Source organism: Celeribacter baekdonensis B30 (assembly GCF_000299875.1).
Taxonomy (GTDB): domain Bacteria; phylum Pseudomonadota; class Alphaproteobacteria; order Rhodobacterales; family Rhodobacteraceae; genus Celeribacter; species Celeribacter baekdonensis_A.
This window is the reverse complement of sequence record NZ_AMRK01000009.1, coordinates 122,895-135,217: the sequence shown is the minus strand read 5'-3', so window position 1 is coordinate 135,217 and position 12,323 is coordinate 122,895. Positions and strand designations below refer to the sequence as shown.

General features: G+C 56.4%; 11 protein-coding genes. 6 read left to right on the top strand and 5 right to left on the bottom strand.

All coding sequences use genetic code 11. The features are described from left to right. Positions 1 to 149: 149 nt before the first annotated feature. Positions 150 to 1,685: a hybrid sensor histidine kinase/response regulator gene (locus B30_RS15495; protein WP_009573072.1), complete on the top strand. Its 1,536-nt coding sequence runs from the start codon at positions 150 to 152 to the stop codon at positions 1,683 to 1,685. Beyond that, entirely contained in the window at positions 1,657 to 3,042 is a 1,386-nt protein-coding gene (locus B30_RS15490; protein ID WP_009573071.1) for a sigma-54-dependent transcriptional regulator, read from the top strand. Before B30_RS15495 ends, B30_RS15490 begins: the two co-directional genes overlap by 29 nt. 14 nt (positions 3,043 to 3,056) lie before the next feature. On the opposite strand, the gene B30_RS15485 is transcribed toward B30_RS15490, so the two are convergent. Further along, the gene (locus B30_RS15485) at positions 3,057 to 3,815 is read right to left on the bottom strand and encodes an NAD kinase (protein ID WP_009573070.1); all 759 of its coding nucleotides are present in this window, start codon (positions 3,813 to 3,815) and stop codon (positions 3,057 to 3,059) included. 289 nt (positions 3,816 to 4,104) lie between these two features. Between B30_RS15485 and glyA the strand changes: the two genes are divergently transcribed. Together glyA and B30_RS15475 are read left to right on the top strand one after the other, a co-directional pair. Further along, entirely contained in the window at positions 4,105 to 5,400 is a 1,296-nt protein-coding gene (gene glyA / locus B30_RS15480) for a serine hydroxymethyltransferase (protein ID WP_009573069.1), read from the top strand. A 69-nt stretch (positions 5,401 to 5,469) separates the two neighbouring features. Continuing rightward, positions 5,470 to 6,342: a DUF817 domain-containing protein gene (locus B30_RS15475; protein ID WP_009573068.1), complete on the top strand. Its 873-nt coding sequence runs from the start codon at positions 5,470 to 5,472 to the stop codon at positions 6,340 to 6,342. Here the strand turns inward: B30_RS15475 and B30_RS15470 are convergent. Then, on the bottom strand, positions 6,317 to 6,688 hold the full coding sequence (locus B30_RS15470) for a hypothetical protein (RefSeq protein ID WP_009573067.1): 372 nt from the start codon (positions 6,686 to 6,688) through the stop codon (positions 6,317 to 6,319). The two genes, B30_RS15475 and B30_RS15470, sit on opposite strands and share 26 nt — an antisense overlap. A 52-nt stretch (positions 6,689 to 6,740) precedes the next feature. Here B30_RS15470 and B30_RS15465 point away from each other — a divergent pair, with 52 nt between their 5' ends. Further along, entirely contained in the window at positions 6,741 to 7,520 is a 780-nt protein-coding gene (locus tag B30_RS15465) for an alpha/beta fold hydrolase (protein WP_009573066.1), read from the top strand. A 21-nt stretch (positions 7,521 to 7,541) separates the two neighbouring features. On the opposite strand, the gene B30_RS15460 is transcribed toward B30_RS15465, so the two are convergent. Further along, positions 7,542 to 7,727, bottom strand: coding sequence for a hypothetical protein (locus tag B30_RS15460; RefSeq protein ID WP_009573065.1), 186 nt, complete (start codon positions 7,725 to 7,727; stop codon positions 7,542 to 7,544). Between the two features lie 167 nt (positions 7,728 to 7,894). On the opposite strand from B30_RS15460, the gene B30_RS15455 reads away from it, so the two are divergent. Next, a complete protein-coding gene (locus B30_RS15455; RefSeq protein ID WP_009573064.1) occupies positions 7,895 to 8,032 on the top strand; it encodes an entericidin A/B family lipoprotein in 138 nt (45 codons plus the stop codon). A gap of 1,007 nt (positions 8,033 to 9,039) precedes the next feature. Here the strand turns inward: B30_RS15455 and lepA are convergent. After that, on the bottom strand, positions 9,040 to 10,839 hold the full coding sequence (gene lepA / locus B30_RS15450) for a translation elongation factor 4 (RefSeq protein ID WP_009573063.1): 1,800 nt from the start codon (positions 10,837 to 10,839) through the stop codon (positions 9,040 to 9,042). Between the two features lie 81 nt (positions 10,840 to 10,920). Then, on the bottom strand, positions 10,921 to 12,267 hold the full coding sequence (dgt, locus tag B30_RS15445) for a dGTP triphosphohydrolase (RefSeq protein ID WP_009573062.1): 1,347 nt from the start codon (positions 12,265 to 12,267) through the stop codon (positions 10,921 to 10,923). Positions 12,268 to 12,323 lie beyond the last annotated feature (56 nt).

The following is a 12,323-nucleotide window of genomic DNA, read 5'->3' as shown; positions in this document are numbered from 1 at the left end:
CTGTCCCATTCCCTCCCGTTGGTTAACAAATTACTAATCGGCGGATGAGTGACGTAGAAACGCGGCCTCAATCGGGCTGCGTTTTGTCTGTCGTGAGAGTGTAATCGGGGGTGAGTGTGACAAAGCGCGGCCAAAAGAGTCAAAATCTGTTGATCAAAGATGCCGGCCGCATTTCCCTTTTGTCCCATGACATTCGGTCAACCTTTGCCGAATTGCACAGCGGCCTCTCGACCCTAGATCACATCGACCTCCCCCCGCATTTCAAAGGCGACATCCAGCATCTGCTTGCAACAGGGGCGCATTTGGGGCGGCTGCTGGATGAGGTGGCAGGCCTTGTGTTTCACGACCACACACAGCGCCCCGCCACGCGCCTCATGGTCAACCCACGCGCCATCCTGACAAAACTTGCACAGAGGTGGCAGCGGATCACCACGCGGTTTGGCAGCACGCTGTGCCTCGAAGGGCTGGAGATCATGCCCACCCGCGCGGATTGGGATATGTTGTCGCTCGAGCGTGTCCTGTCCAACCTTGTGTCCAACGCACTGCACCATGCGGGCCCGGGCCAGATTTCTCTGCATGTGTCACGACAGGCCTCAGAGGGCGGCGATGACATCATAGTGCGGGTCTGCGACACGGGTCCCGGCTTCCCTCCGCATATTCTCACCGGCCACAATGGCCGCGCGCCCATCCCGATCGGGTCCGGCGAACCGGGTTCCGGCTATGGGTTATATGTGGCCCGTGAAGCCGTGCACCGCCTTGGTGGAAACTTGACGCTTCGCAATCTCCCCGAGGCGGGGGCGGAAGCCAGTTTGGTGTTGCCGATCCGTACGGATCACTGGTCAGAGGCCGATCATGTGCCGCCAAGGCCGCCGTCCCCGATACTGCGTCCCTACACAGCGCTTTTGGTCGAAGACAGCGCCAGCCTGCGCCTGGCAATGCATCACACTCTTGAGGCGCTCGGCCTCACCGTATTCGACGCCGAAGACGGGGCCGAAGCGCTTGACCTTCTCTCCGCCCCGGACGTGACAATCGACATTGTTTTCCTCGATATCGAACTGCCGCTTGTGTCGGGTCCACAGGTGCTTGAAACCTTGAAAAACCGCGGCCTGACACCGCCACCGGTCATCGCCGTGACATCGCATGTGTTTGACGTGAATATGCAGGCCATCCGGGGCACGGGCATAAAGGGCATCCTGCCAAAGCCCTTTCCCTCGCAAACAGAAGTCCTTCACGTCACCTGTCGCGCGCTCAATGTGCCCCTGCCCAACACAGAAATCAAACCCGCCGCGCAGCCGGCGCACCATACACCACCCAGCCTACAGGAGCTGGTCACACGGCTGCCCAGAGCCGTTGCCGAAAATGTGCTGATTCACTTATCCGCCGATCTGGACCACTACCTAAGCCTCGCGGTCACCGCCATAGAGGGAGAGCGGTCCCCTAAATCTCAAGCGACCTTGAGACTGGCGACCCACACCCTATCTGGCCTCTTTGCAACCTCTTATTCCACCTCGGCCCAAGACCGGGCACGTCACCTGTCAGAACACTCCGATTCAATGTCAGATACGGAAATCATTGCGATCTTGGCGAGGCTCCGCCAAACTGCCTCAGATATTCAAAAATCCATTCACCTACTCATACATAGCGAGACGGACACAAATGTCCCAAAAACCAATTTTAATCGTTGATGATGTCGACACGCACCTGACCCTGTTCACGGCCACTCTTGAGGCTGCGGGTTACACCGTTCTGTCTGCGCGCAGCCGCGCCGAAGCACTCGCCTTGTCGGCCACAACGGCCCCGGGGATCGCTCTTGTTGATCTGGTCTTGCCGGACGGAGACGGGATTGAACTTATCAAAACCCTGAAAGACCGCGATCCGTCCATCAAACTGATCGCCATCACAGCCTTTGCCTCTGTTGATCGCGCCGTCTCGGCCATGCGCAACGGGGCGATGGATTTTCTCGTCAAGCCGATCGAACCTGAACACCTCAAGACCACCATCACCAACACGCTGGCCGGGCGCAGCATTGGGCAGTATGTGCAGCCCTATCCCGCCGATGAGGTAGAAACCGACGGGCTGATCGGGTCTTCGGATCTCATGCAGGACATTTATAGCACAATCCGTGCCGTGGCCGGATCAGCGGCCAGCGTGTTTATCACCGGAGAAAATGGCACGGGCAAAGTCAAAGCCGCCGCCGCAATCCACGACCAGTCCGGTTACAAAGACGGTGCCTTCGTCAAACTGGATTGTTCCACCGCCGCCCCGAACACAATCGAAGCCGAATTGCTGGGCCATATTGCTATGCCGGGCGCGCCGGAGAAGATTGGTGTGGCAGAGTTGGCCAATGGCGGCACCTTGTTGTTGGATGAAATATGTACCCTGTCCTTACCTATGCAGGCCCGGCTTTTGAACATGTTGCAAAGCGGAGTGATCACCCCAATCGGCACGACCTCTGGACGCCCCGCCGAGTTTCGCCTGATTTGCACCAGCACCGTCGATCCGCGCACCGAAGTGCAGGCCGGGCGCTTTCGGGCCGATCTGTTTTATCGGCTGAACGTCGTGCCGATCCACCTGCCGCCTTTGCGGGCTCGTGGTCTGGATGTGGTGGAAATTGCCGAAACCGAACTGGATCGGCTCTGTGCCCGCGAGGAACGGGAATTCCGAACCCTCTCGACCGAAGTCAAAGCAATTTTTCTGGATCATGCTTGGCCGGGAAACATTCGCGAATTGATGAACGTGTTGTGGAATGTCATCGTGTTGCATGACGGTCCGGTGGTCAATGTGCCTGATCTGCCGCCCTATTTGCGCGGGGCGCCACGGGTACAAAGAACGCCCAATCCTGGTGGCGCATCGCAAGCCCCCGCAAACCCATTTGCCGGAAAAACCTTGGCGGAAATCGAACGCAACGCCGTTGAGGCCGCAATTTCGCATGCGGGAGGCTCCATTCCTACGGCGGCGCGTGCGCTTGGCGTCTCGCCTTCCACGCTGTACCGAAAGTTGGAAGGGTGGGGGCGCCCCGCCCGAGGCGGTCGCAAATTTTAGAATGCGCGCCGCATTTACACGAATTGTTCGCGCAAAAGCCGCTCTTCCAACCCGTGCCCCGGATCAAACTGAATCCGGTGGCGCACATTTGGTTCAGAGGCAATTTCGACCCAGACCACATTGGCGGAATGGCGGCTGTCGGCATCGGCCATAACCGGACGTTTTTGCGGCTCCAACACGTCAAAGCGGACCTTTGCGCTTTTGGGCAACAAGGCTCCGCGCCACCGACGGGGGCGAAATGCCGCCATCGCGGTCAGTGCCAAAACATCCGATCCAATCGGCAATATCGGCCCGCGTGCGGAATAGTTATAGGCGGTCGACCCGGCAGGCGTCGAGACAAGGACACCGTCACAGACCAGCTCATCCATCCGCACCTTACCGTCGATGGACACCCGCAACTTGGCCGCCTGCGGTCCGGCGCGCAACAAAGAGACCTCGTTGATCGCAAGTGCGGTATGTTCCACCCCATCGGCATCTGCGGCCACCATCGAGAGCGGGTTGATCACCTCTTCCTCGGCCGCCAGCAAACGTTCGACCAAATTGTCATCCTGGAACTCGTTCATCAAAAATCCGACCGTGCCGCAATTCATGCCGTAGACCGGCGTGTCGAGATGCATGGTCCCATGCAGCGTCTGAAGCATGAACCCATCACCGCCAAGCGCCACGATCACATCCGCCTCCTCCAGAGGAACGGAGGCATAGCGCGCCTGCAACCGCTCAAGAGCACGCTGCGCGATTTGGGCATCGCTGGCCGCAAAGGCAATTTTGACCATCTGTGGGACTTCTTTTTGTCTGACGAAGAGGGCGAACCGGTGCGGCCCGTGCCCTTGGTTACCAAAGCCTTAGGCGGAATTCACGCTTTTTCGCACGACATCTCCCGCCAGACCGCACGCGACCAAACGTCCTGATCCCGAGACGCGTGGCGCGGATCGGAAACCCCTGCGCTTTCTCATCGCCCAGATCGCTCATTTCATCATCATTATGCAACGGATGAGGGTTTTCCAAATGTAACAGAATGGCTAATAAACCCGCGACACTCCCACGCTGCCAAGGAGCATGTGCATGACGTCCAATGTCCGCGATTCCGGTTTCTTTACCGAACCCCTGTCCACACGTGACCCCGAACTGTTCGGTTCGATCACCCAAGAGCTTGGCCGTCAGCGCCATGAGATCGAATTGATCGCCTCTGAAAACATCGTCTCCGCTGCGGTGATGGAGGCCCAAGGCTCGGTCCTGACCAATAAATATGCCGAAGGCTATCCGGGCCGTCGCTACTATGGCGGGTGCCAATATGTGGACATCGCCGAGAACCTTGCGCGGGATCGCGCGAAACAGTTGTTTGACGTTAAGTATGTGAACGTACAGCCAAATTCCGGCTCGCAGGCCAACCAAGGCGTGTTCACAGCACTGCTTGAGCCCGGCGACACCATCCTTGGCATGTCCTTGGATGCTGGTGGTCACCTGACCCATGGTGCCAAGCCGAACCAGTCCGGCAAATGGTTCAACGCCATCCAATACGGGGTCCGCAAACAGGACCAGCGCATCGACTATGATCAGGTGCAAGAACTCGCTACAGAACACAAACCCAAGATGATCATCGCTGGCGGCTCCGCCATTCCGCGTCAGGTGGATTTCAAGAAAATGCGCGAGATCGCTGATTCTGTCGGGGCCTATCTGATGGTCGATATGGCGCACTTTGCCGGTCTCGTGGCGGGTGGTCAGCACCCCTCGCCCTTCCCCTATGCCGATGTGGCGACCACCACGACCCACAAAACCCTGCGCGGTCCGCGCGGCGGCATGATCCTGACCAACGATGTCGAAATCGCCAAAAAGGTAAACTCCGCGATCTTCCCCGGCATCCAAGGCGGCCCCTTGATGCATGTGATCGCGGCGAAAGCCGTGGCCTTTGGCGAGGCGCTGCGTCCCGAGTTCAAAGAATACGCCAAACAAGTGATCGTGAATGCCCAGGCGCTGGCCGATCAGTTGATGAAAGGCGGCCTTGATATCGTCACCGGCGGCACCGACACCCATGTGTTGCTGGTCGATCTGCGCCCCAAAGGCGTGAACGGCAAAATCACCGAGGCCGCTTTGGAGCGTGCCCACATCACCTGTAACAAAAACGGTATCCCGTTTGACCCGGAACCGCCGATGATCACCTCTGGTGTACGTCTTGGGACGCCTGCAGGCACCACACGCGGGTTTGGCGAAGCCGAATTCCGCCAGATTGCCGATTGGATCGTCGAAGTGGTCGATGGTCTGGCCACCAATGGCGAAGAGGGCAATGCCGAGGTCGAAGCCGAGGTGAAAGCCAAGGTGGAAGCGCTGTGCGAAAAATTCCCGCTCTATCCGAACCTGTAAGAGCGTTTGGAGTATGATGTCAAAGGGGCCCCGCCGGGCCCCTTTCTGTTTATGTATGAGTAACTGAACATGGCCCAACCGACCCCAAAAGAACGCGCCTTAGGCGATTGGCTGCGCGCCCGCTTGCCGCATGGCGTGAGCGAACTCATCATGTTCGTGGTCAAAATGGGCTGGGCCGCGCTGTTTGGCGGGCTGCTTTTGATCGCAATGATGCTCACCCATAAGCTCTGGCAAGACGACTGGCCCATCGCCCGCTATGACGCGCTTTTGGCCTACGCTTTGAGCCTGCAAATCCTGTTTTTGGTGTTTCGGCTGGAGACCGTGGGCGAGGCCAAGGTCATCCTGCTGTTTCACCTCACCGGCACGATTATGGAAATTTTCAAACTCCATATGGGCAGTTGGGATTACCCCGGTGCCGGGCTGATCAAAATCGGTGGTGTGCCCCTATTTTCCGGCTTTATGTATGCCTCCGTTGGTAGCTTCATGGCCCGCGCCATTCGCCTCTTTGACATGCGGTTCGCGCCCTACCCGCCCTATTGGGCCTCTCTGCTGTTTGCCGGAGCCATCTATCTGAATTTCTTTACACATCACTTTGGGCCGGACATCCGCCTCGGCCTCTTCATGGCCTCCCTGCTGCTCTATGCCCGCACCCGCGTGTGGTATCGCATGGGCGGCTGGTACTGGATGCCGATGCCTCTCGCCGGAATATTGTCCGCATTCTTCCTTTGGGTCGCGGAAAACGTCGGAACCGCCACGAAAATCTGGCTCTACTCCGGCCAAGCGCCTGGTGAGATCGTGCATGTTTCGAAAATGGGGTCGTGGTATCTACTGCTCTATGTGAGCTTTGTCACTGTCACCTTGGTCCAACGTGACGCGCTTTCGCCCGTGCCGTTTAGACCAGACCCTAAATCAGCCCCTAAATCAGACCGCGCCACATCATAACGCCAAGGATCAATCCGCCCGTGACAAAGAGGATAAAGGCCACCGTGGTGATCCAATCGAGGATGCGGTTTTTGGCGCGGGCTTTCGGGTCTTGCCGCCTGAGGAAATAGCGCAGCTCCTTAAAGGCCCGGTTCACCTTGGCGTGGTTGATCTGTTGCGCCAATTTCGGATGGGTTTCCAAGGCCATAGCCTCAAGGATCACCTCGCCCTTGCGCCGCGCCCAGCGCGGCAAACGCCGCCCCGCTTTCGTGAACTTGGCCGCAAAGCCATCGCCCAGATGCACACCCATACGGTCACGCAAAAGCGTGCTCAATTCTTCGGCGCGTTGGGCAATGGATATGGTCATATCGTCGTTTTAAGGGGTTTGACAGGGACCGCCAAGCCGCTATCTGTGGGGCATGCTCAACACCGTTCTCACCGGCTCCTCAACGGACCGCCCGCCCCTTTTGATCGTCCACGGCTTGTTCGGGTCCGCCCGCAACTGGAGCGTCATCTCAAAACGTCTTTCCGATCAACGACTTATCCTCTCCGTCGACATGCGCAACCACGGCGACAGCCCGCGATTTGCATCGCAAAGCTACCCGGATATGGCCGCCGATCTGGCCGAGGTCCTGGAGGCGCATATCGATGCCTATGGCCCCTGTCATGTCATGGGGCATTCGATGGGCGGCAAAGCGGCGATGGTGCTGGCGCTGACCCGGCCTGAGCTGCTCAAATCCTTGACGGTCGCGGATATTTCACCCGTCTCTTACAGCCATGACAACACGCCTTTGATCCATGCGATGCGCGGGCTGGACCTCTCAAAGGTTGAGAAACGATCCGACGCGGACCGGATGTTGGCGCATGATATTTTGGACGCTGGCGTGCGCGCGTTTTTGCTACAAAGCCTTGTCGTCAAAGAGAAAAAATGGCTTTTGAATCTGGATGTTCTTGAGGCCGAAATGGGTAAGATCGTCGGGTTTCCCGAGCTGTCCGGCACCTATGATGGCCCTGCGTTCTTCCTCTCCGGTGGCGAAAGCACCTATGTCTCTCGCGACCACAGGGATGCCACCAAAGCCCTGTTCCCGCACGCAAAATTCGCCTCCATTCCCGGCACGGGCCATTGGCTTCATGCCGAGAAACCGCGCGAATTTGAGGCGGCACTGCGGGCGTGGATGGAGGCCATCGACGCGCGTTGATCGCGGATCAGAACTCTGTGGTCAAAACTCTTCGGTGAGTTTTTTCGAAATGATCCAAGTCACTGGAATCGCGACAACAAACCCGATGGCTGCGGCGATCAGGATCGGTTGCAACGTGTCCTTGCCAATGGTCAAAGCCACGACAATGGCGACGCCCATCAAGGTTGTGGAAATCAGCGAAAACAGGATGCCAGCAAGGCGGGTCATGGGGTCTCTCCCTTAAAGTCGATCGCGCATGTTGGAAAATAAGGCATTTTTGCAATACTGCTTTGATCTGAGACAAACGCCCCCCTGCGCGGGAGTTTGCGCATCGGTTCGACATCCCTCTGCATCGCCCTAGATATGTGGGACCTGACATTTAAATGGAGTGACCCATGACACGCACCCTCATGATCGGATTGTGCCTTTTGGCCCTCGCCGCCTGCGAAACCATCGAAGGCGCCGGTCAAGACCTGTCCAAAGCCGGCAATGCGATTGCGCAAGAAAGCCGTGAGGTGCAGTCGGGGATGTGATCTCTGACAGGAGATGAGTGAGACAGCGCCCGCCGTTTGGTGGGCGTTTTTTTGTTCTCACAGCACTGCAGGAGCCGGATAAATGAAGATTATTGCAGGATAATCAACTGATTACAAATCAGTAGTGTCCCTAGTAAAGTCAAAGACTTGAATAAGATAAAGTTGCGAAAAACGCAAAAACGCGTTGACAGCACACCAAATAAGGTAGTAAAAAGTAAGCGCTGCACACTAGGTTGAGGATTTTTTCTCCCGTTGTGCCTTTTCTCTATTGACGCACAATAACTTGTACAGCATCCTCCATTTGTCATTTGGGTTTATAAGTTGCGCCGCCTCGGTCTGCAAACCAAGACGGCGCCTTAGAAGCTCAATCCGCCACCTGTCTGAAAGGCTGCGGTGGAAGTTCTCTGATAATCCGATCTGAATCAGTTCGGTGGAATTTGTCAAGCGGCCTTTCGCATTTTGCTAATCGGAGGGCTGAAACTTGCCCAATTTCAAAGTAAACAACCACGCACAGGCAAATGGTGATCATGAAGTTCATCAAGAAGGCTGTCGCTGGTTGGCTCTGACTTCATCGACAACAGACCTTGGCCACCACACAACTTGCTCAGGGGCCGTTGCTAAGGCAAAGACCATTTACAGACAGTCAAATGGTTGTGCTACCTGCGCGCCCGCGTGCCACACGCAATAAGGAGTGGAAACAATGGCTACAAACCCTCCCTCTGGCGACGGACATCGCAATGGTGCCGTTAAAGGACGCTCACAAACCAAAACCCCATCGGGGCATTACGTAAAGCGCGATACGAAAACGGGACAGTTCATGGACGTGAAAACATCCAGCAAGACACCGTTTAAGGGCGTCCGCAAAGAGAAATAATTAAGGCCGCCTTCGGGCGGCCTTTTTACAAACGATCGCCAAAATTAAACCCATCACCCAAGCTCCACGGAGTGGGTACGCGCATTTTGTTCCAAAATACACTGCCACCCACCGCCTCTTAAAATGAACGACCTTAGTCGTCCATTTTAAGAGCATTAATAAACGCTTCCTGTGGAATCTCCACTTTCCCGAACTGGCGCATCTTCTTCTTACCCGCCTTCTGCTTCTCCAGAAGTTTCTTCTTCCGGGTCGCATCGCCGCCGTAACATTTCGCGGTCACGTCTTTGCGCATCGCGGAGAGGGTTTCACGGGCGATGACTTTGCCGCCGATGGCCGCTTGGATCGGGATTTTGAACATGTGGCGCGGGATCAGGTCTTTGAGTTTTTCACACATCGCGCGGCCACGGGCATCGGCGCGGTCGCGGTGGACCATTGTGGACAGCGCATCCACCGGTTCGTCGTTCACAAGGATCGACATTTTGACAAGGTTATCCTCGCGGTAGCCCATCATTTGATAGTCGAAGGACGCATAGCCTTTGGTGATGGATTTCAGGCGATCGTAGAAATCAAACACCACCTCGTTGAGCGGCAGGTCATAGACGACCATGGCGCGCGAGCCCGCATAGGTCAGGTCCATCTGGATGCCCCGGCGGTCTTGGCAGAGTTTCAACACATCACCCAGATACTCGTCCGGCACCATGATCGTCGCCTTGATGCGCGGCTCTTCGATGTGATCGAGGAAGGTCAGATCGGGCATGTCGGCGGGGTTGTGCAGCTCTTGGATCGAGCCATCGCGCATGTGGAGTTTGTAGATCACCGAAGGCGCGGTGGTGATCAGGTTGATGTCATATTCGCGCTCAAGCCGGTCGCGGATCACTTCGAGGTGCAAAAGCCCCAAGAAGCCGCAGCGAAAACCAAAGCCCAAAGCGGCGGATGTTTCCATTTCAGACGAGAAGGAGGCATCGTTGAGTTGCAGTTTCTCAATGGCATTGCGCAGATCGTCAAAGTCGTTGGCATCGACCGGGAAAAGGCCACAGAACACCACAGGGATCGAGGGTTTAAAGCCCGGAAGTGCTGTGGCACAGGGCTTTTTCTCATGCGTAATGGTGTCGCCGACCTTGGTGTCGCGGACCTGTTTGATCGAGGCGGTGAAAATACCGATCTCACCCGGCCCCAGTTCGGCGATATCGACCATCTGCGGTTTGAGCACCGAGAGCTTGTCGACGCCATATGCGGCACCGGTTTTCATCATCTTGATCTTGTCGCCCTTTTTGATCACGCCGTCGATGACGCGGATCAGAACGACAACGCCGAGGTAGCTGTCATACCAACTGTCGACCAGCATCGCTTTGAGCGGCGCATCGCGAGTGCCTTTGGGCGCGGGCAGACGGGTGACGATGGCTTCCAAAACGTCGGGGATGCCGATGCCGGTCTTGGCGGAAATCTCAATCGCCTCAGAGGCGTCAATGCCGATCACATCCTCGATCTGCTCACAGACGCGTTCCGGCTCGGCGGCCGGCAGGTCGATTTTATTCAACACCGGGACGATTTCGTGATCCGCATCAATGGCTTGATACACGTTGGCCAAGGTTTGCGCCTCAACGCCCTGAGTGGCGTCCACGACCAACAAAGACCCCTCAACGGCCTGCATCGAGCGCGACACTTCGTAGGCGAAATCGACGTGACCGGGGGTGTCGATCAGGTTGAGGATATACAGCTCACCGTCTTTGGCGGTGTATTCGATACGCACCGAGTTGGCCTTGATCGTGATCCCGCGCTCGCGTTCGATGTCCATACTGTCCAACATCTGCGCCTTCATATCCCGGTCCGCCACCGTGTGGGTGGACTGGATCAGCCGGTCAGCAAGGGTCGATTTCCCGTGGTCGATATGAGCGACGATGGAGAAGTTACGGATGTTTTTCAGCTCGGTCATGGAAGGCCTGCGCAGGTTGAGAATTAGCCTGTTTCTATGGGGGGAAATGGGGGGAATGGCAATAGGGAACGGCCTTCTGCCTTACCCCATTTGCCCGGCAATCATCGCATGGACCCGAACAGCATACCGATCCGTCATCCCGGATACGAAATCAGTCAGGCTGTGGAGCGCAGTGTATTCATCCACCACATCGCGCAGGTCGATATCGGCAGCTGCAGCCAGTTGACGATGATAGGCCGAAAGCGCCAAGACATCCCAATTCTGCGCACCCAGCTCTTCATAAATGGGTAGCAACCCCGTCAGCACAGCATGCAAAATATTGCGCCCCGTCACTTCGAGTTTGGTTTTGCGCGGTGCCGTGAAAATTTGACTGTGCGCAGTGGCTTCGATTTTTGCGAATTGAGCGGACACATCAGATTTCGAGATCAAAGAGGCCGAAAAATGCCCCGTCATGATCGCTTCGTAGTTTTGCTTAAACGCCGCGACACAGGCATGAATCGCGGCCCCAATCGCGCGGGCTCGGTAATAGGTGACGTCCTTGCCAGACAGGTCCTGATTGTCGCCCGCAAAAAGTGCGCCAAGCAACTCTTTGACCCGCATTTCAGACAGATCGCCCGTCACATAGGCATCTTCAAGGTCCAGAATATTATAGCAAATATCATCGGCGGCTTCGACAAGGAACACAGCCGGGTGACGTCGCCACCACCGACCCTCATCGCCTTGCTCTACGAGCAAACCACACCGCTCTGCAACACGTTCAAAAAGGTCATATTCAGACCGAAACAGACCGAACTTCGTCAAGCCTTTGTAGGTTTTCTCCTTGTCACGCGCCTTCGCCTTCTCGCTGACCTCAGCCAGTGCGGGATATTTTGTGAAGGCTCCAAGCACAGCATGACTCAATCGCATACCGCCCTCGTTTCGATACATTTCCAATCTGGAAATCAAACGAAAGCCCTGTGCGTTGCCCTCAAATTTCTCAAATTCTGTCCGATCCGCGACTTGGACCGCATCGAAAAATGAATGCCCCTCGGCAAACCGCGCAGCGAACCAAGCCCCCATCGCGTCTTCGCCAGAGTGACCGAAAGGAGGGTTTCCAATGTCATGGGCAATGCACGCAGCCTGAACCACACCAGACAGAACATGTCTCTGCCCTTCTGCGATCTCGCCCTGTGTCTCAAGCCAATGCCCGACTTCGATGCCAAGCGAACGGCCAACACTGCTTGTTTCTATACTGTGAATCAGCCGATGATGAATGTGATCATGTGCATAGAGCGGATGCACCTGCGTCTTGTTCGCAAGCCGCCGAAACGGCAAGGAAAACACAAGTCGGTCGTAATCCTGAGCGTAATTGGGGCGGTTCGGATTGATCTCGCGCACTTCATCATGGAGCAATGACATCTCCAAAAGATTTTCCCAATTCATCCGCATCTAAAATATCCTCTCAATCTCAGTCCTGATCATATCCAGCAGCATGACAAGATGCT